Annotated in this window: 18 protein-coding genes; 9 read left to right on the top strand and 9 right to left on the bottom strand. The window is 66.6% G+C overall.

Annotation, left to right across the window (positions count from 1 at the left end):
* Positions 1-10 precede the first annotated feature (10 nt).
* The gene (gene trmB / locus NY08_RS15245; RefSeq protein WP_045197277.1) at positions 11-769 is read right to left on the bottom strand and encodes a tRNA (guanosine(46)-N7)-methyltransferase TrmB; all 759 of its coding nucleotides are present in this window, start codon (positions 767-769) and stop codon (positions 11-13) included.
* A gap of 178 nt (positions 770-947) precedes the next feature.
* Between trmB and NY08_RS15240 the strand changes: the two genes are divergently transcribed.
* The 4 genes from NY08_RS15240 (at position 948) to NY08_RS15225 (ending at position 6,025) form a co-directional block, all read left to right on the top strand.
* Positions 948-2,009, top strand: a complete 1,062-nt coding sequence (locus tag NY08_RS15240; RefSeq protein ID WP_158462570.1) for a hypothetical protein — start codon at positions 948-950, stop codon at positions 2,007-2,009.
* The gene (locus tag NY08_RS15235) at positions 2,006-3,541 is read left to right on the top strand and encodes a hypothetical protein (protein WP_045197273.1); all 1,536 of its coding nucleotides are present in this window, start codon (positions 2,006-2,008) and stop codon (positions 3,539-3,541) included. The genes NY08_RS15240 and NY08_RS15235 overlap by 4 nt, the downstream gene beginning before the upstream one ends.
* 38 nt (positions 3,542-3,579) lie before the next feature.
* On the top strand, positions 3,580-3,885 hold the full coding sequence (locus NY08_RS15230; RefSeq protein WP_045197272.1) for a DUF6802 family protein: 306 nt from the start codon (positions 3,580-3,582) through the stop codon (positions 3,883-3,885).
* 310 nt (positions 3,886-4,195) lie between these two features.
* Positions 4,196-6,025, top strand: a complete 1,830-nt coding sequence (locus NY08_RS15225; protein ID WP_032396654.1) for a phosphoenolpyruvate carboxykinase (GTP) — start codon at positions 4,196-4,198, stop codon at positions 6,023-6,025.
* Between the two features lie 66 nt (positions 6,026-6,091).
* Here the strand turns inward: NY08_RS15225 and NY08_RS15220 are convergent, their stop codons facing one another.
* Both NY08_RS15220 and NY08_RS15215 read right to left on the bottom strand, forming a co-directional pair.
* Positions 6,092-6,970 carry an ROK family protein gene (locus NY08_RS15220; RefSeq protein ID WP_045197271.1) on the bottom strand — a complete coding sequence of 293 codons (879 nt, stop codon included), beginning with the start codon at positions 6,968-6,970 and terminating at the stop codon, positions 6,092-6,094.
* 9 nt (positions 6,971-6,979) lie between these two features.
* Positions 6,980-7,750 carry a class I SAM-dependent methyltransferase gene (locus NY08_RS15215; protein WP_230596926.1) on the bottom strand — a complete coding sequence of 257 codons (771 nt, stop codon included), beginning with the start codon at positions 7,748-7,750 and terminating at the stop codon, positions 6,980-6,982.
* Positions 7,751-7,832: 82 nt separating this feature from the next.
* On the opposite strand from NY08_RS15215, the gene NY08_RS15210 reads away from it, so the two are divergent.
* Positions 7,833-9,053 carry a glycosyltransferase family 4 protein gene (locus NY08_RS15210; RefSeq protein ID WP_045200522.1) on the top strand — a complete coding sequence of 407 codons (1,221 nt, stop codon included), beginning with the start codon at positions 7,833-7,835 and terminating at the stop codon, positions 9,051-9,053.
* Here the strand turns inward: NY08_RS15210 and NY08_RS15205 are convergent.
* Positions 9,000-10,736 (bottom strand): hypothetical protein, encoded by a 1,737-nt coding sequence (locus NY08_RS15205; RefSeq protein WP_442970756.1) that lies wholly within the window; start codon positions 10,734-10,736, stop codon positions 9,000-9,002. The two genes, NY08_RS15210 and NY08_RS15205, sit on opposite strands and share 54 nt — an antisense overlap.
* A 25-nt stretch (positions 10,737-10,761) precedes the next feature.
* Here NY08_RS15205 and NY08_RS15200 point away from each other — a divergent pair, with 25 nt between their 5' ends.
* Complete coding sequence (locus NY08_RS15200) at positions 10,762-11,976, top strand: polysaccharide biosynthesis protein (RefSeq protein WP_179272786.1); 1,215 nt, start codon at positions 10,762-10,764, stop codon at positions 11,974-11,976.
* A gap of 70 nt (positions 11,977-12,046) precedes the next feature.
* Here the strand turns inward: NY08_RS15200 and NY08_RS15195 are convergent, their stop codons facing one another.
* Together NY08_RS15195 and NY08_RS15190 are read right to left on the bottom strand one after the other, a co-directional pair.
* A complete protein-coding gene (locus tag NY08_RS15195) occupies positions 12,047-13,534 on the bottom strand; it encodes a hypothetical protein (RefSeq protein WP_045197268.1) in 1,488 nt (495 codons plus the stop codon).
* 117 nt (positions 13,535-13,651) lie between these two features.
* Positions 13,652-14,776, bottom strand: a complete 1,125-nt coding sequence (locus tag NY08_RS15190) for a DUF3068 domain-containing protein (protein WP_045197266.1) — start codon at positions 14,774-14,776, stop codon at positions 13,652-13,654.
* 166 nt (positions 14,777-14,942) lie between these two features.
* On the opposite strand from NY08_RS15190, the gene NY08_RS15185 reads away from it, so the two are divergent.
* Entirely contained in the window at positions 14,943-16,088 is a 1,146-nt protein-coding gene (locus tag NY08_RS15185; protein ID WP_045197263.1) for an acyltransferase family protein, read from the top strand.
* Here the strand turns inward: NY08_RS15185 and NY08_RS15180 are convergent.
* The 3 genes from NY08_RS15180 to NY08_RS15175 form a co-directional block, all read right to left on the bottom strand.
* Positions 16,066-20,313, bottom strand: a complete 4,248-nt coding sequence (locus NY08_RS15180; RefSeq protein WP_045197261.1) for an alpha-(1->3)-arabinofuranosyltransferase domain-containing protein — start codon at positions 20,311-20,313, stop codon at positions 16,066-16,068. The genes NY08_RS15185 and NY08_RS15180 overlap by 23 nt on opposite strands.
* A 22-nt stretch (positions 20,314-20,335) precedes the next feature.
* Complete coding sequence (locus tag NY08_RS25615) at positions 20,336-20,506, bottom strand: DUF2613 domain-containing protein (protein ID WP_082073827.1); 171 nt, start codon at positions 20,504-20,506, stop codon at positions 20,336-20,338.
* Positions 20,507-20,609: 103 nt separating this feature from the next.
* Positions 20,610-21,095 carry a universal stress protein gene (locus NY08_RS15175; protein ID WP_373453549.1) on the bottom strand — a complete coding sequence of 162 codons (486 nt, stop codon included), beginning with the start codon at positions 21,093-21,095 and terminating at the stop codon, positions 20,610-20,612.
* A gap of 135 nt (positions 21,096-21,230) precedes the next feature.
* Between NY08_RS15175 and NY08_RS15170 the strand changes: the two genes are divergently transcribed.
* Positions 21,231-22,406, top strand: a complete 1,176-nt coding sequence (locus NY08_RS15170) for a glycoside hydrolase family 3 N-terminal domain-containing protein (protein ID WP_045197260.1) — start codon at positions 21,231-21,233, stop codon at positions 22,404-22,406.
* A gap of 62 nt (positions 22,407-22,468) precedes the next feature.
* Complete coding sequence (locus tag NY08_RS15165; RefSeq protein ID WP_032396646.1) at positions 22,469-23,071, top strand: TetR/AcrR family transcriptional regulator; 603 nt, start codon at positions 22,469-22,471, stop codon at positions 23,069-23,071.
* Positions 23,072-23,079: the final 8 nt, after the last annotated feature.

Genomic DNA, 23,079 nt, shown 5'->3' with positions numbered 1-23,079 from the left:
GTACTGACGCTCATGCTGTCTTCTTTCCCCAGATCAATTCCGTCACCGAGCTACCGACCAGCTGTGCCTTGCCCTCGAACTTGGTCACCGGTCGCTCGTGTGTCATGGGCGACTCCCAATCGAGAACGGTCAGACCGGGCTCGGCGTTCCCGGCCTCGGCAATCCACTCAGCGTATTCGGCATGATCGGTTGCCACGTGCAGAACGCCGCCGGGCTTCAACCGATCCGCGATCATCGCGAACGTCGGACCCTGCAGCAGGCGACGCTTGTGGTGTCGAACCTTGGGCCACGGGTCGGGGAAGAAGACGCGGACGCCGGTCAACGATTCCGAGGTCAGCAGGTTCTCGAGCACGTCCATCGCGTCACCGCGCAGCAACCGAACGTTCTCGATGCCTTCTCGTTCGATCTGCTGCAGCGTCTGGGCCAGGCCGGGCCGGTAGACCTCGACGGCCATCAGGTTGACGTGCGGCTCGGCCGAGGCCATCGCCGTGGTCGCGGTGCCCGTACCCGAGCCGATCTCGAGAATCGCCGGACCGCTGCGGCCGAACCAGGCGTCGATGTCGATCTGCTCGTCGGCGACGTCGCGGCCGATGCGCGGCCACAGGTTGTCCCAGGTGGTCTGCTGCGCTTCGGTCAGCGCTCCGCGCCGAGAGCGGAAACTCGTCACGCGGGGGTACAGCCGTGAGCCCCGTTCCTGGGTCTTCACGGCATTGTCCTCGGTGTCGACAGAGGGGTCCTGGGGCTCGTTCACCGGTCCATTGTCGCGCATCGACGGGGCGTGTGACAGGTGGGTCTCGAGTTGAAGTTGAGACTTACCGTCCCACCGCTGATCAGCGGTGGGACGAGCCCGGCTAATTACAACGATGCAATTCCCGACGGTCGGCTCGTGAGCGCCCACATGTGCCAGAATCAGTGCCGCAGCAGGGGGCTGTGCGTCGCCTCTCGACGTGGGCGGCGGGTCGTCGGTGGGGGAATCGATCATGGATGTCGCCGAGGTCGGTCTTGGCCTGTTGCGTGACCGCGTTGCGTCGAGCGACGCACGCGAGTCCGTCGACACCGCCGTCCACGATCGCCTACGGCCGATGACCGCACGGGTGACCGGCCGCTCCGGCGTCGGGAAATCCGCGGTTCTCGCCGTTCTCGACGCGGCGCCGCTCGATGTCGACGGCCTCGATGTCCGATGGCACGAGGGCAGAGCGGACAGCAGCGAGGGCGAGGTGCTCGTCCACGTGATCGCGGGTGCGGTGTCGCCGGTCGACACTGCACTGCTGAGTTCTCGGCCGAGCGATCCTCTGGACGGGACCGTCGTCGTGCTGACCAAGGCGGACACACTCGACGATCCCGCAGCCGCGGCCGCAGTGGCATCGGAGCAGCTGGGGCGGACGGTTCTGCCGTTGATGGGAACCACCGCGGCGGGATTGCGGAGAGTGGGCCGACCCGGCGCACCTCTGGACATGTCCGACGTGCGCGCCGTCGCAGCGGCCGATCTGCGTCCGACCGACCTGATGACCGTCGATCGGTTTCGCGCCGCCGACCTCGCGGTGTCGACGTCTCGAAGAGAAGCGCTGATCGAATGCATCGAACTTCGAGGTCTCGCCCTGCTCGTCGACCTGCTGCGGCAACCAACGGCTGTGTCCGACGATGATGCCGTACGGATACTCGCCGATGCCACCGGTGCCGACGCCGTCGTCGCCGCGGTCTCCACCGCCGTCTCGGCGGCCGCGGCGGCTCGAGACGTCGAGCTGCATCGCAGACTGCACCGGATCTCCGCCCGGAACCGGCGGGCTCGTGCCGCCGTCGAGTCGTACCTGGCCTCGGACGAGGCGGTAGCTGCCGAGATGCGCCACGCGGCTCTACGTCTCGGGGTGCCGATCGAGACCGGTTCGGAGGAGGTCGCGCTGGAACAGGCGGTGCTGTGGAAACAGCGTGCGGCTGCTGCCGGGGACCCCGACGTGCGTCGCGCGGCACTCGCGCTGTGCCGAGGACACGTACGAATGCTGCGCCGATGACGCCCCTGTCGGAAGACATGAAAAGCGTTCTCCGACGCTGGAATTCGGGTGCACTCGACGAGATCGAACGGGCAAGGGTCAGTCGACCCGCCGGGGTTCATCTCACCGGGACCCCCGGATCGGGCAAGTCCGAACTCCGCCGGGAGCTGTCCCGACTCGGTGGTTCCACCATCGGCTTCACGGACTCGATGTCCGATGCCGCGGTCGTGATGATCGTCGTCGACGCGTCGGCTCCGGTGGGCCGCGTCGAGGTCGAGCAATGGCGAGCAGCCCTCGAATCCACGCCGGTCCTGTTCCTGGTGAACAAGATCGACGTGCATCGACACTGGCGTGAGGTGGTCTCCGCCGACAGCGATGTCGTGGCCGAGTGTGTCCCACGGGCGGTGGAGTGCACGTTCCACCCGATCTCGGTTCGGTCGGCGCGGACGGGCCGAGACAGCGGTGACGCCGCGATGTCCGCGGAGTCGGGTCTCGGAGCAGTGGCGGACCGGCTCGGCGCGCTGCTGCTGCAGGCCACGGCTCTCGGACCCCAGCGCAAATACGTTGCGGCAGTGCAGGACTGCGCAGCCGGAGCCAAATCGTCGATCGTGGCGAGAGCGCGCGCGGTGACCGGGGGAGGTGACACGGCCGAACTCCGCGCGCGGCGAGCCGAGCTCGTCGGCGAACGAGACAATCTCGGCGGCGACCGACGGGCATTGCTGCACAATCGAATTCAACGGGTGCGTGTGGAGTCCCTCCATGCTGCCGCCGAAGATTTTCGCGCCCTGCTCGCCGAGTTCAAGCGCACGATCGACGGGTCGGGGCGTGCCGAACTCACTCACCTTCCCGTACATGTCGCCGAGTCCGCGCGCGGAGCCCGCAATCGGGCCGACGCGGCGCTCACAGCGCGATTGCGGGCAGTGGAGACCGATCTCGGGCTCACGCCGGCGCAGGCGGAATCGAATGTCGAGGACTCCCCGCTCGACATCGGGGAGCCGTCCCGGCGGCGGGGGATCGAGGATGCGGTCATGATCGTCGTCGGTGCGTCGGCGGGGGTAGGACTCGGGCGGCTGGTGGTGTCGCCGATGGCGCTGGTGCCGGCCTGGGCAGTCGCCAACACCGTGATCGCACTCGTCCTCGGAGGTGCGCTCGCCTGGTGGATCACGCGGTCACGGGCGCTGGTGGCCGATCGCGCCCGCCTGCGCGGCTGGACACAGGAAAGCCTGGCCCGGGTGAGATCGTCGGTGGAGCAGCACGTGCTCTCGCGGATTCTCGATGCCGAGTCGATGCTCGCGTCCGCCGTCGCGACTGCGGATCGCGATGCTGTGGCCCGCATCGACGTCGCACTCGCCGAGGTGGACGCCGAGCTTCGTCGGCTTGCCGACCATCGATCGGCACTGCTGTCTGCCTGCGATCGCGATCTGTCTGCACTCGAGCGGGGGCTGGAGCGATTCCGCGGGCTCGATCGCGGTGTGTTCGTAGCCCGTGAACCCGTCCATTTCTCTTCGAAGCAGGTGGAACCGTTCGACGAGCCGGTGCGTCGGAGTCAGTAGGTGCAGTGTCGGTTCGTTGAGCGAGGTGAGGAGCGTCGATGATCGCGGTGGATGGCTTCGCAGCAGGTGGGTTCCTCGCGGAGGAGGCCGAACCTCACGACGTCGGGGATTCGGGTGAGCCCACGGTCTCGACGGACCTGTTCGATCTCGACGGAGACGGTCATTTCGAGACCACCGTACGCCGTACCGACGCCGGGATGACCGTGGCGACCGACGTGGACGGCGATGGTGTGACCGACAAGTTCACATCGTTCGGACGTGACGGGCAGTACCGATCCTGGGAAATTTTTCGAGAAGCGAACGGTATCGGCCGGGGCGAAATGACCGAATCGGGCGAGCTGTAGTCGGTCCGTCCCGAGTGGACGTCGGTGCTGGTAGACGCCTTCTTGCGCGGATCTTTCCCTATCTGAATCGGTCCTGTGACTAATCGGACAACACCCTGTTTCCGGATTTACGTCGCTCGGCGTTAACCTGAGTACCAGGACACCCGGCGCTCGACGCTCGGCTTGCTGTACCCGTTACGATGGTGTACTGCGGCTCGAACGGTCGAGCAGCGCCCCGCCGAGAGGGGAAAACCGAGATCTGCTCGCGCATGTTTGCCCAACAGTGATCGTGCGAGTACTTCCCGGTTCCGGCTCACCCCAGGAGAGTTAGATGACCTCAGCCACCATTCCCGGTTTGAGCGGCACCGACAACGTGCCGACTCGACACAAAGAACTGCTCGCCTGGGTTGCCCAGGTAGCCGAACTGACCGAACCGGAATCCGTGGTGTTCGCTGACGGATCCGACGCCGAATGGGAGCGCCTGACCACCAAGCTGGTCGAGGCAGGCACCTTCACTCGTCTCAACGACGAGAAGAAGCCCAACTCGTTCCTCGGCAACTCCGATCCGTCGGACGTCGCTCGCGTCGAGTCGCGTACGTACATCTGTTCCAAGGAGGAGATCGACGCCGGTCCCACCAACAACTGGATGGACCCCGCCGAGATGCGGACGCTGATGTCCGATCTCTACCGCGGCTGCATGCGCGGACGCACCATGTACGTGGTGCCGTTCTGCATGGGCCCTCTCGACGCGGCCGACCCCAAGTTGGGCGTCGAGCTCACCGACTCGGAGTACGTCGTCGTCTCGATGCGCGTGATGACCCGCATGGGCCAGGCCGCACTCGACAAGATCGGTGACGACGGGTTCTACGTCAAGGCGCTGCACTCGCTCGGCGCTCCGCTCGCCGAGGGCCAGGCGGATGTGCCGTGGCCGTGCAACGACACCAAATACATCACGCATTTCCCCGAGGATCGCGAGATCTGGAGCTACGGATCCGGCTACGGCGGCAACGCCCTGCTCGGCAAGAAGTGCTACTCGCTGCGCATCGCCTCGGCCATGGCCCACGACGAGGGCTGGCTCGCCGAGCACATGCTGATCCTCAAGCTGATCTCCCCCGAGGACAAGGCGTACTACATCGCCGCGGCGTTCCCGTCCGCGTGCGGCAAGACCAACCTCGCGATGATCCAGCCCACCATCCCGGGTTGGCGTGCCGAGACCATCGGTGACGACATCGCGTGGATGCGTTTCGGTGAGGACGGCCGCCTCTACGCTGTCAATCCCGAATACGGCTTCTTCGGTGTCGCACCGGGTACCAACTGGGATTCCAACCCCAACGCGATGAAGACCATCGATCAGGGCAACTCGGTGTTCACCAACGTCGGCATGACCGACGACGGCGACGTGTGGTGGGAGGGCCTCGAAGGCAAGCCCGATCACCTGATCGACTGGAAGGGCAACGACTGGACCCCCGAGTCCGGAACCGATGCCGCGCACCCGAACTCGCGCTACTGCGTGCCGATGGCTCAGTGCCCGTCGATGGCTCCCGAGTGGGACGACCCCAAGGGTGTCCCGATCTCGGCGATCCTCTTCGGTGGACGTCGCAAGACCACCGTTCCGTTGGTGACCGAGGCTCGCGACTGGCAGCACGGCGTGTTCATGGGAGCCACCGTCGGCTCCGAGCAGACCGCTGCCGCCGAGGGCACCGTCGGAACCGTCCGACGCGACCCGATGGCCATGCTGCCGTTCCTCGGCTACAACGTGGGCGACTACTTCCAGCACTGGATCGACCTGGGCAAGAATGCCGACGAGTCGAAGCTGCCGAAGGTGTTCTACGTCAACTGGTTCCGCCGCGGCGAGGACAAGCGCTTCCTGTGGCCCGGATTCGGTGAGAACTCGCGTGTGCTCAAGTGGATCGTCGAGCGCATCGAGCACAAGGCCGCCGGCATCGAGACGCCGATCGGTGTGGTCCCCACCGCCGAGGCGCTCGACATCGACGGACTCGACACCACCGTCGAGGACGTGGCCGAGGCACTCGCGGTCAACTCCGACGAGTGGAAGGCCGAAATCCCGCTGATCCAGGAGTGGTTCGACTTCGTCGGCGAGAAACTGCCCACCGGAATTCAGGACGAATTCGACGCCCTCAAGCAGCGCCTGGGCGCGTAGTATTCACGACACAGAACGGGACTCACCGAGGGGTGGGTCCCGTTCTGGCTGTGTGGATATGGACGCTCAGGCAGTGAGCGCGGCCGCCCCGGCCAGGGTGCCGAGGCCACCCAACGCAGCAGGCACCACCTGCAGGCCGTCGAGGAACTTCAGGCGTGTGTGCAGCGCGATCGACTCCTGAATCGGATTCCACAGCGGCGGGCCGGCTTGGGCGAAGCCACCACCGATCACCACCATTCGAACGTCCACCAGGGCGACGGCCGACGCGATCGCCTGGCCCAGCGCCACCCCGGCACGCTGCAACGAGGTGATGGCGATCGGCTCCCCGGCGGCGGCGTCGGCGGCCAATTCGGTTCCGCTGCTGCCGGTCCAACCCAGCTCACGCGCCCACCGCACCGCCGAAGGCCCACTCGCGACGGTTTCCACGCAGCCGATTCCGCCGCACGCGCAGGGCGTCGTCGAACCGGGAACGACGATGTGGCCGATGTGGCCCGCGTTGCCGCTGGCACCGGCGACGATCTTCCCGCCCAGCACCAACCCACCGCCGATCCCGGTCGACACCACCAGACTCAGCACATCCGGCACACCTACGGCCGCACCGTAGCGGTGCTCGCCGAGTGCCGCTGCGCTGCCGTCCATCGCGAGGCGGATGTCGGACTCGGGGAAGACCACGGCGATGTGATCGCGCAGACCGAAACCGTTCTTCCACTCGTCGATGTTGATCGGTGCGACCGACCCTGTCTCGAGGTTCACCGGACCGGAGCAGGCGACGCCGATGCGGTCGATGTGCTGTCCGGGAGCCATTTTCCGAAGCAACGACACGCACGCCTTCCACACCCCGGACTCGGGAGTCGGCACCGTCACCGGATTCTGTGGCCGCCCGTCGTCGCCGACGAGTGCCGCTGTCATCTTGGTGCCGCCGATGTCGAGCGCGAGTGCCGTCATCGGTCCAGATTATGTGTTCGGTGTCAGGACGAGGACGAGGTTGCTGCCCAGGAACTCTCGGAGTACGGGTACTCGCATCATCCACCAGGCCCAGCGGGGATGGTAGCGCGGGAATGCGGCCAGCAGTGTTGCGTTGGGTGTGCTTCGCGCCCAACGTAATCCGTCTGCCGCACTGATGTCGAACAGTGATTCGCCGAATCGATTCTTCGGTTCGTGACCGGTGGTGCGGGCATAGCGGCGGGCTGCGTATTCGCCGCCGAGGTAGTGCCAGGGTCGGGTCTCGTGGCCGCCGAACGGACCGAACCAGATGGTGTACGAGAGCACGGTCAACCCGCCGGGCTTGGTGACTCGCAGCATTTCCTCGGCCATGGTCCACGGCTCGCGGACGTGTTCGGCGACGTTGGACGAGAAGCAGATGTCGACGCTGTCGTCACGAAACGGCAGCGCCATCCCGGAGCCGCGTACCGAGCCGGGTATCTGCAGTCCCGCTGCGTGCATCTCGGACGCGTCGGGCTCGACGGGCAGGTAGCGCGCGCAGCTCGCACCGAAGACCTCGGCGAAGTATCCGGGTCCACCGCCCACGTCCAGTACGGTCGCCGCGGACATGTCGGTGCCGGTCAGGCCCCGATACAGATCGCCGATCAGCTCCACGGAGTCGCGAGCGAGCGCGCCGTAGAAGATGTCGGGAGCACTCTGCTCGTGCCCGAAGTCCTTCAGCAGACTCACCGAGCGGCGCAGTGTCGCGCGAGAGGCGAACAGACGTGTCACGGCGGAAGTCACGAAAACGAACCCTAGCGGTTACTGTGGCAGCGGTAATCGACTGCGGTCGAGACGAGCATGCGGAAATTGGGTGAAGCGAGCTGTGCGCGAGGTTCTGTTGCTGTGCTGGCGCGATACCGGGCACCCGCAGGGCGGCGGCAGCGAGCGTTACCTCGAGCAGGTGGGCGCGGGTCTGGCTCGACGCGGCGTCCGCGTCACGCTGAGGACTGCGTCGTACCCCGGAGCTCCCGCAGAGGAAATCGTCGACGGCATCCGCATCAGTCGCGGCGGTGGACGCCTGTCGGTGTATCCCCGCGCACTGGCCGCCATCGCAGCCGGACGGCTCGGTTTCGGCCCGCTCAAGGGCATCGCACCCGACGCGGTGATCGACACCCAGAACGGCATTCCCTTCTTCTCACGGGCGGCGCTCGGCGTTCCGGTGACGTTGCTGGTGCACCACTGCCACCGCGAGCAGTGGCCGGTCGCGGGGCCGATGATGGCCAAGCTCGGCTGGTGGCTCGAATCGACGGTGTCGCCGAGGGTCCACCGCCGCAATCAGTACCTGACGGTGTCGTTGCCGTCCGCGGACGAACTGGTCGCACTGGGCGTCGACCGCGAGCGCATCGCCGTGGTGCGCAACGGAGCCGACGAGATTCCGCAGTCGGTGCCCGAGGGTGACGAGAGCACCCGCACCGCACATCCGTCGCTGACCGTCCTGTCCCGCCTGGTTCCGCACAAGCAGATCGAGGACGCACTCGACGTCGTCGCCGCGCTGCGCGGTCGTATCCCCGACATCCACCTCGACGTCATCGGTGGCGGCTGGTGGGAACAGAACCTCCGCGACTACGTCGGAGAACTGGGCATCGAGCAGTACGTCACCTTCCACGGACACGTCGACGAGGACCGCAAGCACGCCCTGCTCGGTCGCTCCTGGGTGCACATCATGCCCTCCCGCAAGGAGGGCTGGGGTCTCGCGGTCGTCGAGGCAGCCCAGCACGGCGTGCCGACCGTCGGCTACCGAAGTTCCAAGGGGCTCACCGATTCCATCATCGACGGCGTCACCGGTGTTCTGGTGGGCGGGCTTTCCGATGCCGAGGAGGACCGGGACGTCTCCGGCCTGACCGCTGCCGTGTCGGAGCTGCTGCAGGACACCGAAGCCCGAACTCGCCTGGGCGAGAAGGCCCGAGTGCGCGCGGCCGAATTCTCCTGGGAGCAGTGCGCGCAGGGTGTCTACTCGGTGCTCGACGCGACGACGCGCGGCACGTGGTCGTCAGGTCTGGTGGGTGCGCAGCACTCGGATTCGGCGCAGCAGTCCTACCGCTAGACCCCCGAGAAGTAGCACTGCCCAGGCGAGGTGGGCAACGACGACGGCCGCTGCCTGCCGGCTCTCGGTCGGCATGGGATCGGGTACCCGATAGAGCGTGAGTTGGTCGTCGGAATACACGACGTCCAGCGCATCCAGTGTTTGCTCGGACCGGCCGAGTTCGCCGGGGGTGGTGTTCTCCACCAGTACCCAGCCGACGCCCAGCTCTGCGATCACGTTCGTGGGTTCACCTGCGAGCAGGGCATTCTGGACCTCCGTCGCGCGCGCCCCCTCGCCCCGCACCGTGCCGCCCGCGACGATGAGCTCGCCGGTCTGCAGTACGTCCAGTGGCAGCATGCGCGGCGCGGGATCGAGAACGGGAGCGCTCCCGCTGTAGGGAAAGCGGCGGAACATCCCGGCCGGTAGTACCGCGACATCGCCGTCGCTGCCCTGCAATTCGGCTGCGACCGCCTGCCAGGACGCCGGATACGCCACGGGTCGCATCGAGTTCCCGACGCCCCAGCCCAGGTCGGGCAGTGCGATCAGCAGGGCCGAGATTGCAACGGCGCTGCCGAATCGGGTGCGCTGGACCGCGGTCAGCGCGGTTGGTTGCACCGGATTCGGTCGATGCCGGGGAGTGAAAGCGGCCGCCGCGGCCAACACGTAGATCGGCACGGCCAGTGCCACCCATTTCTGGGAGTCGCGGAGCAGGCCGGCACCGGGCACCGTCTCGCCGAGCGCCCTGGCCGCTGCCAGACCAGGTCCCGTCGCTGCCAGCGCAGGGGCGGCGATGACAAGCACGGCAACAACACCGAGCCCTACGATCACCGGATTTCTTCGACGCCTGAGCAACGGACGCACACCGAACGCGACAACGGTCAGCAGTAGCGCCGTACCCACGAACGCGAAAAGCCCTGTGCGAGAAGCGGGTACAGCATCGGAATTCCAGATTCCACCGAGACCGGCGAGGCTGCCGAGGGTGCCCAGACCCGGCTCGGCCCGCGCTGCGAACGCCGCCCAACCCGCCGGGTCCGCCTGCTCGACGCCACCGCCGGACACCGCCGTCGCCACCAGCCACGGCGCCGACGCCACCGCCGCCAGCCCGACGGCGCCGACCACGCGCAGGCCGCGTCGGACACCCCCGGGGAGGGCGAGGACCACCAGGGCGATGGTTGCGGCGAGCAACGCGCCGGTGGGGGTGAGCCCTGCCGCGGCGAGACAGGCTGCGAGCGCCCACCAGGAACGGCCCTCTCTGACCGAGAGCGCAGCGACCACGGTCCACGGAAGGGCGGCGTATCCGACGAGCAGGCTCCAGTGTCCCTGCAGCAGCCGCTCGGCGACGTACGGATTCCATACGGCCACCGTCGATGCCACGAGCAGTGCGGGTAGCGGGGCTGTCGGCAGAACTGTTCGGGCCATGACCGCGGCACCCCACCCGGTCAGCCACAGGGCCAGCAGCAGAATGGTCTTGACGACGAGGCCACCGTCGAACACCGTCGACAGCGTGGCGATAACGGCGTCCTGCGGTACTGCCCTCGCGGCGGCGTCGGCGATTCCCCAGGCGGAGTCGGTGAAGTAGGAACGGGGAGTGCTGACGGCGTCGCGCAACAGGAGATAGCCGGGGCCGAGCAGCGGGCCGACGATCACGATCGCGAGCAGCAGACTGTACAGCGGCGGTGTCCACCTCGACCTCGACCACGCCATGATCGGCACCCTATACCGTGGGCTCATGTCTTTCCGTGCCTCGTCCGAGGCAGAGCACACCGCGGGTGCGTCGGTCGCCGGGATGGGGATGGTGACGGCCGGTTCGATGTTCGCGAACGTTGCGGCGTACCTGCTGCAGGTTCTGGCGAGCCGGATGCTCGGCGTCGAGGGTTACGGAGAATTCGCGAGTCTGCTTGCTGCGCAATTGGTTCTCGCGGTTCCGGCGTTGGCGTTGCAATCCGTCGTCGCGCGTGAGGTGGTGCGCGGGCGCAGTTCTCGTGAACTACGCACGGTGGGGTATCGGTGCGCGGCGGTGGTGGGGGTGCTCGCTCTGGCACTGTCACCCGCACTGTCCGCGGCCATGGACGTCTCGATGGCGGCGACCGTGTCGGCGGTCATCGCTGCGCCGGTTCTGGTGCTGTTGGCCGCCGAACAGGGTTTGCTGCAGGGACGGGGCCGTTTCGGAGCCCTGAGCATCGTGTTGGCCGCCGCCGGGTTCGGCAAGGTGGCTCCGGCCGTGCTGGTGTTGGTGCTCGGCGGTGGTCCTGGTTCGGTTCTTCTCGCCACGGCCGCGGGCATCGGCGTGGTTGCCCTCGGTGCGCGATGGACGGCCGGGGTGCCGGTGAACTCGGTGTCGGAAACCAAGGTCACCGTGCTGGCCGTACTGCAGGCGTCGCAGGTGCAGTTGGTGTTGATCGCGATGTCCGCGTTGGATCTGGTGCTGGCGCGCACGCTGCTCAGCTCCAACGAGGCCGGGCTGTACGCCGTCGGGGCCGTTGCGTCCAAGGCAGCGTTCTGGTTGCCGCAGGCCGTCGGGGTGGTGCTGTACCCACGGATGGCGAACCCTCTGCATTCTGCTGCCGCGGTGCGCTCGGCGCTGGCCGTCGTCGCGGGGCTCGGCACGGTTCTGGTGATCGGCGGGGCACTGGCGTCTCCACTGTTGCCGTTGGTGGTGGGCGATACGTATTCCGGTGTGCAGAACTACGTCTGGCTGTTCGTGCTGCAGGGTGCGTGTCTGGCCGTGCTGCAGAGCGCGTTGTTGTGGGCCATCGCAGGTGAGCGCACCCACCTCGCCGTCGTTGCCTGGATCGCCCTGGCCGCAGAGGTGTTGCTGTTGCTGTTCGTGGCGTCGACTCTCGCGCAATTCGTCACCGTCGCCGCAGCCACTGCTGCGGTGACGATGGTGGTGGTGTGCGGACTCGCCCTGTGGGGAAAGGACATCAGTCGGCGACGGGCCTGATCTCGCTGAGGATCTCGAAGTCGACCCGGACGACGACAACGGGCAACGGTCTGGGGTCGGTGGCGGACTGTCACGGCATCGAGGTGACGTCGAGGTACATGCCGTGGCCAGTTGTCGGATTCGGCACGTACCCGAACTTCTCGAAACTTCGGTCCGAGAATCGCGACTCGATTGCTCGTGCGCCGGCGTTGGCGAGGGTGTGCGTGATCGAGTGCACGAGCTGCGTTGCCACCGATTGCGGAGTGCCCGACACCACTTCGAGTACGTCGATACGCGCGGTGGTGTCGTCGATCCATCGCGCGGCGGCATGTCCTACGGACGGTCGCGCCTCGCGATTGTCGACATACGCCTGCAGCCAGCACGCGAGCGCACCGGATTCCAACGCTTCTCGGGCGGAGCCGATGTCCAAGCCTGCTCCGGCGAGCCGAGAACCCGAGGTGTCGTGTCGCGGTACCGCTGCCACCCGATGTTGTCGACTGCCGGTCATCTCGGTGATCGGCCACGAGATGTGCACGGCACCGTCGGCCCGCCGTGTGCGTCGCCCCCACACCAGCAAGCCTGTTCGCAGATCCTCCTGCCAGTCCGAAAGGCAGATGGCGACAATGGAATCGGGCGAATCCAGCGGAGGGCCGGAGAACTCGTCCTCGGATCGAGGAAGCCGCAACGTCATCGCAAATGTATTCGGATTCTTCGCCCAACGAAAGTAGACGCGAGCCCGGTCCTGCTCGACATGGACGCGGATGGGGCGAAACCTGCTGTCGACTCGTCCGCGAACCCGCACCCTCCGAATCAGATTTCGCGCAGTAGCGGCTGCCGGCGTCGGGAGATTTTCTGTGTCGTCACCGGTGATGTCGAGACGCCACCCGCCGTCGGCCTCTGTGTTCGGATCACGGATGTCTGCGGTCTCGAAGAACGGTCCCACGGCCCTGAGGTGCGCTGCCACAGTGGATGATGTCGGGATGATCTTGCGGGCCGAATCGATCGCGTTCCATACCCGCTGGAAAGCGAAATTGTCGGGCGCAAGTGTCGGCTCGCCGTGGGCATCGAGCAACAGCGCATAGACGCGCTGTGCGAACAACATTCGCGTCGTCGTATTCGTCGGTCGTTTCGGAGTGCGCACCAATTCGTACGCATAGTCGGCCCACCGCTGGCCGAGGAGCGCACGCGTCCAGGCCTCGCTTTCCGGATCGGTCACCGAGTCCACCAGATTGGACCCTGCAGCTTTGCGGTCCTGGTATTCGTCGGAGAACCCTTGGACGTGGATGCGTAGAAGGAGCGGATTCGATTCGGCCGGAAACGATCCCAGATCGGCCGCGTCCTGGTAGCTGTGCCGCACGTGTATGCGCAGACCTGGAACGGTGAGCGAGGGCCCTTCCACCGGGTGGTCGTCGATCGGCCGGCGAGGGTGGGGCGAAGTGCGATCGACGGCAAGGTGCCGCAGCACGTCTTGATAGACGGCGATTTCATCTGCGTACACCGAGGCGATGTGGTCGGTCATGGCGACGATATCGGGCGCACCGTTCGATGGTGCGTCGTCGTACTCAGTGGGCCGAGACATTCTTTCTGCGTGTTGTCAGCATGTCGACACCGTAGACCATCGTCGGCCCCCACATAGACGAGTGGCGTGGTTGTGCGCCCTCACGGGCACTCAACCACGCCACTGCGCGTAGCGCACTTACTCCTTGGACAGGTTCGTCCTCGGGATTTCCTCGGTGCGGTCGGTCGTCCAGTCGCGGTTCGTCGCGGTTCCGCCGCCGGGGGTCGGTCGCGGAGTGTCGTCCGCACGGGCCGGCTGACGATGTCCGCCGTTTGCGCCGCCACGCAGGAGCAGGAACACTCCGGCGATCAGCGAGATGACACCGAGAATTCCGGCGATGATCGGGACGGTGCGGCCGAAGAGCGAGATCCGGTCCTGGCCGTCCTTTGCCTGCTGGATCTGGTATTCGACCGTGTTCTCGTCGAACGTGATCGGAGCATTGAGGACGTCGACCTCGGGCCGGCCTGCTTCACGTGCGTAGTACTGGTGAATCTGCTCTTCGCCCTTGACGACGACGCCGGTCTCGGGTTCGACCCACAGGGTGCGGGTGTTCTCGTACCAGCGAGTCATCGTCACCGGAGCGGCTCCACCCTCGACACCCCAGGTGTCGGCGGGCAGGGTCACCTTGTTGGTCGGCAGGTTGACCACGGTCGACAGGTCGACCGGGCCGACGGTCTGCTGGTACTGGTACACCGGCGTTCCGTTGATCTCGGTTGCCTCGACGAAGTCGATGTCCTTCGATGCGCGGGCGTTGACGTCGAAGTACGGGTAGCTCTTCTGCTCCGCGTTGAACGGGAACTTGTACTGCAGTCCGGTGTGGGCCACCTCGTCGGCCGGCGCGTTGCCTGCCACCTGGATGGTGCCGATCGGGTTCTCGACGGGCATCGACGTCTTGCGGTCGATGGTGACGCGATCGACGCTCGCCGTCAGCAGCCCGGTATCGGCCTGCTTGTCGCTGCGTCGCAGGGTCTGGCCTGCCTGCAGCGTCATGATGTCGGCGTCGGAGGGATCCTCGACGGTGACGAATCGCTGCGAGACGAGGGGAACGTTCTGGTCGACGACTGCGCGACCGGCCGCGAGCGAGCTCGCATTCAGGACGCTGCCCTCACCGGTGGAGACGGTGGTGACTTCGAGGTCCAACGGCGTCTTCTCGAGCGCCGAGATGGTGTACGTGGGAATGAGGATGGCGGCGACCACCAGAAACGCGCCCAAGCCGATGAGTACGAGGGCAAGTATCCGGCTCGGCCCTGAGCGCTCCGCCATGCTGAATCTCCTTAGTTGACCGCTTCATGGAAGACACCGCGGTCGGGAAAGACGTCAGCCCCGACCCGATGCCCGATTTGATACGACACGTCGCAGGTGACAGTAACAGCAGACAGTGGCACCGGTCTCGTCTGCGCCGGTTCGACACGGCACACTTGAGACCACCATGAGCACTCGAGTCCACTCGCCCTCCGTCGTTCCGCTGCGCGCGTTCGTCCCTGCGCTCGAGGGAATGCGCGCGCTGGCCGCGATCGGCATCGTCGTCACCCACGTCGCATTCCAGACCGGTGCTGCGAATTCCCCGCTCATGGGGCGTATCTGGGGCAGGTTCGATCTGACCGTTGCCATCTTCTTCGCGCTGTCGGGGTTTCTGCTGTGGCGCCCCCATGCCGCGCAGGCCCGCGGACTCGCGCCTGCTCAGCCGGCTCTTCGCTACTTCTGGTCGCGGGCAGTGCGCATCCTGCCCGCCTACTGGGTCGTCGTCGTGCTGGTGCTGCTGTTTCTGCCGAATGCGGGTGGCGACTACCGGGTGTGGTTGGCCAATCTGTCTCTGACGCAGGTGTTCGTGCCCCTGACGTTGACCGAGGGCATGACGCAGATGTGGTCGCTGTCGGTGGAGGTGGCCTTCTACCTGCTGCTACCCGTGTTCGCCTGGCTGATGGTTCGACTGCGTGGGGCCTCGGCCCGGCACCGGATCTCGGTGCTGCTCGGTGCATCTGCGGTGACGCTGTCCTGGGCCTTCGTCCCGATCACGACCGCGGACGCCATCCATCACGACAACTGGCTGCCCGGGTACTTTCCGTGGTTCGCCGCCGGAATGGTGTTGGCCGAGGTGTCCGTGGGCCCCCAGACATGGGTGCATCGGTGGGCTCGGCGCAGATGGGTGATGCCGTCGATCGCGGTCGCGGCTTTCGTGCTGTCGGCGACTCCGCTGGCGGGCCCACAGGGACTGGTACGTCCCGAGCCGTGGCAGTTCGAGCTGAAGATCGTGTTCGGTGCCGTGCTCGCGTTCGCGATGCTCTCGCCACTGGTGTTGGCCGACACCGGTCGTCGGCACCGAGTGTTCGAGCATCCGGTGATGCTCACGCTCGGACGGTGGTCGTACGGAATCTTCATCTGGCACCTGGCCGTCCTGGCCGTGGTGTTCCCGGTGTTCGGCATCATCCCGTTCTCGGGTGGGATGTGGTTCGTACTGACGGTGACTCTCGCGCTGTCGATTCCGGTGGCCGCGGCCAGCTACGCGCTGGTCGAAGAACCTGCCCGACGACGCTTCGCACCGAAGAAGCCGATCACGGTTTCCGCATCGCACTGATCGCCAACGCGACGATGCCGATCAGCGCGGCCAGCTGCACTCCGTACGATTCGCCCACGTACCCGTCGGTCGATCGCCACGGCCCGAGCGAGAGCAGCGCCGCGCCCAGCAACGCGAATCCGCCTGCCGCGCCGACCAACACGCGCGAGGAGAGCGCGCGACCGTAACGGCGGTCCAGGAACACCGCGCCGAAACCGATCACGGCCACCGTGATCGCACCGGCAATTCCGGCCAACACGATCGTCGCCCCGAGCAGTGCCACCAGGGCAGCCGAACCGCTCCGCCACGGCCGCGGCGAGGGCCCGAGATCGGGCATACTGCGCGGCCGACCCAGCGCTGCGAACAGCAGCGGGATCAGCAGGAGCAGCCCACCGAAGATGCCGAGCCGATACCAGCGGTCGGTGGCGAAATCCAGCGAAATCGTGCCCGACGCCCCGGCCGGAACGATCCAGGCCTGCTGCCACCCGTCGACCACCACCGGGGACAGTTCGACGCCACCGGGAGTGGTTGCGCGCCAACCACTGTTGTTGCTCTCCGGGATGACCAGCAAGCGGTCCTCCGTCGTGGAGGTCAGCGTCACCTCGCGGTGGTCGGGGCTCCAGGCTGTGGTCCTTGCGGACTGCGGGGCCGATTCCGTCGGCCAGTCGGCCGGAATGGGCATGGTGCGCAATCGAATACCGTCGACGAAGAACGATGCTCCCGGCTCGACCACGACGTCCTGTTGTCCCTCGGGCAGCGAGACCGGGTTGACGAAGTTCTCGTTCACCGGAGTGTCGGCGTCGCACACCGAGGCCTTCAGTGGTTCACCGGATCGGAACTGGTCCGCGGTGGCCGTCACCGACGTGCGCACCGTCTGCCCGGCGATGGAGACGATGGGGCCGTCGAAGCAGTCGACGGTGATCTCGCGATCGCCGTCGTACGGTGCGCCGATCGGTTCACCACCGGACAGTGGTGTCACTTCGGCGAAGCCGGGCGGCTGAGACTGGATGAAACCCAGAGAGTTTCGGTCCAATACCCCGTCCCAGTCCACGATCGACAGGACGATCCTGTCCGTCACCTGCGGTGCCAGCTCGAGGGTCGTCGAGCCGTCGGTGTCGACGTCGCGCACCATCGGCCCGTTGCCGAGGTTGACCGCGACCCGAGTGGGATGGGCCGGGAGTGCACCCAGGCTCGGGCTGAGCTCGAGCCCGTCCACCAGTGTGGGAGTAGGCAATTCGATGGTCAGGGTCGGGTTGGTCCCCGCTCGGTCGGTGATCGACTTCTCCGGCGCTGTCCAGGACGTGCGCGGATCGCCGTCGGTCGCCGCGAACGCCGAGCCGTGCAGGTCCGCGACGTCCGACGCCCCGCTTGCCAACGGCCGCCCCGGTTGCGCGAGCAGCGCTTCGAGTTCGGGGGACTGCCGCGTACGCACCGTCAGATCGGGGATCACCGCGGTGCCCATCGGCACGTCGATCGTGCGTGAGAAGCGCCCGAGTTCCTCGGGTGACTTGGACAGTCCACTGCTGCAACGGATTCGATCCTCGGTGTCGAGGCACCCGGAGCGGCCTGGGAATTCCTGGCCCAGTTCCCAGGCGTCGACGCTCGCCCCGGCGGGAGTCTCGGGCAGCACCGCGCGGTGCACGATCGGTACCTGCTTCGGATTGTCCCGGTCGGAGTAGTCGTCCACCGACACCTCGCTGATGCCGAACTGGCTGCCTCGGGTTCCGTCGACCGTCGACTTCGCGGTGATGCGCAGCCACGGCGTCTCACCGCCCGGCAGTGACACCGTCATCGGCTCACCCGGCTCGTCGACGCGCGCCGCCGTCGAGCCGTTCGGGGTGGTGATCTCCACCCATTTCACCGGGTCGCCTATCGTCCCGGGGCTGGTGCGCATGTGCAAGAGCCCGCCGCGCACCGGAGTATCGAAGTCGAGTTGAAGCCATTGCCCCACAGCACGTTCGATGCCGTTGCTGATCCAGCTGGTTGCCAGGTCGCCGTCCACCGCGGCGGCGACACCGCTGCCGGGGGCGCTGCCGCCGATCTGGGTGGCGTCCGACGCCGAGCTAGACGCCGTCAGGGTCGCGCCCTCCCATTCGGCGTCCACGGTCTTCGCCCCGTACACCGGGTAGTCGGGGACCTCGTTGAGCGAACGCCGTGGCTCGTCGGCGGCCCGCAGGGCAGAACTGTGATTGTCGACCTGGCCGAAGTCGGTCTCACGGTTCATCGGGGTGTCGGTCACCGTCACCGAGTCCACGGCAATGCCGGCCGCGGCCGCATCCGAAGCCAGCAGAGTGGGGCCTGACGGCACCGGATTGCGAATCCCGTTGTTCCGTAACTCGTTCGAGCGCAGAATGGACTCCGGTCCACCCTGGACCACCGGGACACGATCGAGATCGACGGTGTAGGGGCCGGACGCGGGAATGCCCGCCGAATCACGCACCGAGTAGATCTCCACAGCCGGATACGGCGGTCGAAGGTCACCGTCGAGCACAACGCCGTCGACCTGACCGGGGGCCACGTCCTCACCGAATTCGGCCACCTTCTCGAGTCCCGCGGAACCGTCGAGCACCTGGTGCACCGATGCCGGACGCGTGGACCGGGAGTTCTCGGGATCGAGGTCGTTGCGCACGACGACGTAGCTGATGCCCTGGCCCAGAAGGGTATCGGCCAATCCGGCCGATGGCCGACCGTCGGCGAAGAGTCGTTGCACGGAGTCCAATGCTCGGATGGCACCCGGCGGGGTGAGGGGTACGGCGTCGCGGACGGCCCAGGGGGTGGTGGCCAGAGCCTGCAGCGGTTCGTCTCGGGTCAATCCCCAGGTCTGCAGAGCGAACGGTGCGCCCGGCACGATCAGGGCCCGCTGCGCGTCGGAACCGTCCGGACTCGATCCCGACGCATTCTCGGTGAGCCAGTCCGCCGCGTCGTGCCAGTACTGCGGAACGGCCTCGTACGCACCGCGGGGCGCGAGCTTGCCCGTCCACGCCAGCGAGGTGGACAGCGTCAAGGCGACGAGCACCAACGCGGTCACCGCCATCATCGGGTGCTTCTCGGGATGCGCAACGGCCGTTTTCCACTGCGATCGCGGCGCGGAACCCGGCAGCGGAACCCGGGCCAACAGATGAGCCAGCCCGAGCACCAACGGAATTCGAATGACCGGCTCTAGTTTGTGGATGTTGCGTAGCGGTGCGCCTGCAGAATCGAGAAACACTCGAACGGCGGCAGCGAACGGGCCGTCCAGATCGCCGACGAACCCGGCACCGAGGCCGACCAGACCGACGAACAGCATGATCGTCAACCGGCCGCGGGCGGGCATGGACCGCATCGCCAGGCCCGCGATTCCAGCGGCCGCGATCAAGCCCGTTGCGATGACGGCCGCCGGCTGCGTCACCAGAACGGCACCGGCCACTCGCTCGGGAGAGACGAACGGCGTCCAGCTGCCGGTACCGCGCAGCACTTCCGTCAGTGACGTCCACTGCGTGGTGGTGCCGGAGGATTCGATGTAGTCGAGAAACGGCGGAGAGACCTTGCCCAGCAACAGCAGTGGAACGATCCACCACAGCGTCGCAAGCACCAGAAAGCCCGACCACCAGGCACCGAAGACGAACCACCGTTTGTTCGGCCGATGCGTGAGCATCCAGATCACGGCGACCAGAACGGCGGCGGCGGTGGCGACGGCGTTGACCGCGCCCATCAGGGCCACCGCCAGTGCAGACTGCGCGGCCGAGCGCCGAACCGTCTGTTTCGCATCGTCGCCGGCGAGATACCGCACCATCGGGACCAGCACCCACGGTGCCAGCATCATCGGCATCGTCTCGGAGGAGATCGACGCGAGGGTGGTGATCACTCGCGGAGACAGAACGAAGGCCGTCGCTGCGATCAGACGGGAACTACGGCTGCCGACACCGAGAGCTTCGGCGAGCCGCACGATTCCCCAGAACCCGGCGATGAGCAGCAGCGCCCACCAGATGCGTTGAGTGATCCACGGCGGGATCGACAGCAGATCACCGCCGGCGAAGAACGCACCGTGGGGGAAGAAGTAGCCGTAGGCCTGGTTCTGCACCTGGCCGAGCGGGGCTGCGCTGTTCCATTGATGGGAGGCGCGTTCGAGAAATCCGAGAGGGTTCTGTGCCAGGTCGTACTTGGTGTCGGCGACGGTGAAGCCGGGGACCTGCAGAAAGGTGAGGAGGAACGCCAGGATCGAGACGCCGAGAAGCCACTTGCGGCCGAGCGGCTCGGCCGAGATCACCGATTCACGAGAGCGACCAGCGTCAGCGGCTGCCGTACTCAACCTGGTTCAGCAAGGACGAGTCGGCGTTTCCGGAGCGATCGATATCCGGACGAGAGTTGTCGGCTGCAGCTGCGGTGACTCCGAAGACGACGCCCGCACCCAGTACGGCTCCGACGACGGCGGCAATGACACCCGGGACAGCAAACTTCATCTCGGTTCTCCAGTCAGTCGGCTCAGAACGGTAGCGGGCGAGGTGGACCCCCACGCGGGCATCACGGTATCACCTGCGTCACGGAAAACAGCCGTCGGACGCTCTACTTGCCGGGCGGAACGATCAGGACGGGTCGATGGCTGTGTCGAAGAACGTGCTCGGCCACCGAACTCTGGAGCAGCGCACGTAGACCGGTGGTGCCTCGCGTACCGGTGACGATGATGTCGACGTTCATCTCGTCGGCTTTCTCCACGATCGCGGCCCAGATGGCGGTGGTGCATTCGGTGCACTGACCCTCGACTTTCAGGCCTGCGGCCTCGGCCAGCGCGACGCCTTCGCTGTTGGTCACTTTCGCGTCGGTGAGCGCCACGTCCTCGGCCTCGTCGTCGGGCACCCATTCGGGCTGCATCACACCGGAGAGGCCGGACATGCGCGCGGCCTGACGCACCATCGGCTCCCATGCGGTGACGACGATCGCGCGTGAGGTGGTGAGAAACCGTCCGGCATAGTCGATGGCGCGTTTGGCGTTGTCGGATCCGTCGTAGGCAATGAGTATGAGGTCTGCGGTCACGGTCGATCTCCTCCTCATGTCGCGTTCGTCCAGATTACCCTCACCCCTCTGCGGATCGATGTGGGTTTCGGTCGGTCGGAGTGCAACGAAGGCGCATCGATCCGGACCCCGGGTCGGGAGCGACACCGACGATCTGGGCTACCGTCGTATTCCATGCGACTTCGGTTTTCGGTTCGGTCCGCTGCGGTGATGACCGTCGGTGTCGGCTTGTTGGTCTCGTGCTCCACCGAGTCTGCGCCGGTCGCGTCGACGCAGACTGCACCGGCTGCTCCGACGACGACTGCAGTCGACACGACGGTGCCGCAACCGGTACCGCCCGTCGACGGCTGCGTTGCGTTCGTCGACGGATTGTCGGAGCGGCAGCGGCTGGCTCAGTTGCTCACCGTCGGGGTCACCGGAACTGCGGACGCGGTGCAGATCATGTCCACCGAGCAGGTCGGCGGCATCTTCGTCGGCAGTTGGACCGACGAGTCGATGCTCGGCAATCGGGAAGTACCGCAGGTGCGGGGCGCCTCCGCGGTGGCTCCGATGGTCACGATCGACGAGGAAGGTGGACGGGTCTCGCGGGTCGCGGATCTGCTGGGTGCCGCACCGTCGGCGCGGGAACTGGCGCAGACGGTGTCGGTGGACGAGGCGTATTCGATGGCGTTGACGCGTGGCCAGGGGTTGAAGGATCTCGGTGTCACCGTCGACTTCGCTCCGGTGGTCGACGTGAGCGGTCAGCCCGACGATTCCGTCATCGGCGATCGGTCGTTCTCCGATGATCCGCAGGTCGTCATCGACTACGCGGGGGCGTACGCGCGGGGTCTGGAGGACGCGGGTGTGAAGCCCGTCATCAAGCATTTTCCCGGGCACGGTTCGGGTTCGGGCGACTCGCACACCGGCGCGGTGACGACCCCGTCGCTCGACGAGTTGAAAGCCAAGGATCTGTTGCCGTTCGCGGCGCTGAACAACACCGGCGTCGGTGTCATGGTCGGGCATCTCGATGTGCCCGGACTGACCGAGCCGGGGGTGCCGGCGAGTATCAGCCCGGCGGCGATGGCGTTGTTGCGCGATGGCGTCGGATACGGTGCCGCGCCGTTCGACGGCCCCATCTTCACCGACGACCTCAGCGGCATGGCGGCGATCACGGCCAGGCTCGGGATCGTCGACGCGGTCGAGGCGGCGTTGGTCGCGGGAGCCGATGTGGCGCTGTGGCTCACCACCGATCAGGTGCCCGCGGTGTTGGACAATCTCGAGGACGCGGTGGCGACGGGACGTCTGCCGGCGGCTCAGGTGGACGAGGCCGCTGCTACGGTTGCTCGGTTCAAGGGGGCGTGCGGGTCCTGATTGTGCGGTACTGGACCTTACTGTGGAGTAAGGTCTAGTAGTTCGTACGTATTGGAGGATCCATGGCTGGTGGCACGAAGAGATTGCCCCGCGCCGTCCGTGAGCAGCAGATGCTCGACGCGGCGGTGGATGTGTTCTCCGACAACGGTTTTCACGAGACATCGATGGATTCGATCGCCAAGAAGGCGGCCATCTCCAAACCGATGCTCTATCTGTACTACGGGTCCAAGGACGAGTTGTTCGCAGCCTGCATCCACCGCGAGGGCGTCAAGTTCGTCGAGGCCCTGACTCCAGCCGCAGATCCGACGCTGACGCCGCGCGAGCAGTTGCGCAAGGCCCTGATCGGTTTCCTCGGATTCGTCGGCGAGAACCGCAAGTCCTGGATGGTGCTCTACCGTCAGGCCATCGGTCAGCAGGCGTTCGCCTCACAGGTGCAGAGCAGCCGAGATCGGTTGATCGAGTTGACGGCCGGCTTGCTCGCGATGAGTACGAGAGATCCGGAGCAGTCCCAGAATTTCGGGCTGATGGCCGTCGCGTTGGTCGGGGCGGGCGAGGCTGTGGCCGACAGAGTGGCAGGCGGCGAAATCGAGGTCGACGCAGCCGCGGACCTACTGGAGAATCTGGCCTGGCGCGGCTTGGCCGGAAAGAAGACCGCCACCACCTGAGCCTCGGG

It is taken from the genome of Rhodococcus sp. B7740 (genome assembly GCF_000954115.1).
Taxonomy (GTDB): Bacteria; Actinomycetota; Actinomycetes; order Mycobacteriales; family Mycobacteriaceae; genus Rhodococcoides.
This window is presented reverse-complemented; position numbering and strand designations above follow the sequence as displayed.

What these genes read in the sequence shown, in the direction of transcription:
- trmB (WP_045197277.1), bottom strand. Translation starts at nt 769, where the DNA reads ATGCGCGACAATGGACCGGTGAACGAGCCCCAGGACCCCTCTGTCGAC.
- NY08_RS15235 (WP_045197273.1), top strand. Translation starts at nt 2,006, where the DNA reads ATGACGCCCCTGTCGGAAGACATGAAAAGCGTTCTCCGACGCTGGAAT.
- NY08_RS15230 (WP_045197272.1), top strand. Translation starts at nt 3,580, where the DNA reads ATGATCGCGGTGGATGGCTTCGCAGCAGGTGGGTTCCTCGCGGAGGAG.
- NY08_RS15225 (WP_032396654.1), top strand. Translation starts at nt 4,196, where the DNA reads ATGACCTCAGCCACCATTCCCGGTTTGAGCGGCACCGACAACGTGCCG.
- NY08_RS15220 (WP_045197271.1), bottom strand. Translation starts at nt 6,970, where the DNA reads ATGACGGCACTCGCGCTCGACATCGGCGGCACCAAGATGACAGCGGCA.
- NY08_RS15205 (WP_442970756.1), bottom strand. Translation starts at nt 10,736, where the DNA reads ATGGCGTGGTCGAGGTCGAGGTGGACACCGCCGCTGTACAGTCTGCTG.
- NY08_RS15200 (WP_179272786.1), top strand. Translation starts at nt 10,762, where the DNA reads ATGTCTTTCCGTGCCTCGTCCGAGGCAGAGCACACCGCGGGTGCGTCG.
- NY08_RS15195 (WP_045197268.1), bottom strand. Translation starts at nt 13,534, where the DNA reads ATGTCTCGGCCCACTGAGTACGACGACGCACCATCGAACGGTGCGCCC.
- NY08_RS15190 (WP_045197266.1), bottom strand. Translation starts at nt 14,776, where the DNA reads ATGGCGGAGCGCTCAGGGCCGAGCCGGATACTTGCCCTCGTACTCATC.
- NY08_RS15185 (WP_045197263.1), top strand. Translation starts at nt 14,943, where the DNA reads ATGAGCACTCGAGTCCACTCGCCCTCCGTCGTTCCGCTGCGCGCGTTC.
- NY08_RS25615 (WP_082073827.1), bottom strand. Translation starts at nt 20,506, where the DNA reads ATGAAGTTTGCTGTCCCGGGTGTCATTGCCGCCGTCGTCGGAGCCGTA.
- NY08_RS15175 (WP_373453549.1), bottom strand. Translation starts at nt 21,095, where the DNA reads ATGAGGAGGAGATCGACCGTGACCGCAGACCTCATACTCATTGCCTAC.
- NY08_RS15170 (WP_045197260.1), top strand. Translation starts at nt 21,231, where the DNA reads ATGCGACTTCGGTTTTCGGTTCGGTCCGCTGCGGTGATGACCGTCGGT.
- NY08_RS15165 (WP_032396646.1), top strand. Translation starts at nt 22,469, where the DNA reads ATGGCTGGTGGCACGAAGAGATTGCCCCGCGCCGTCCGTGAGCAGCAG.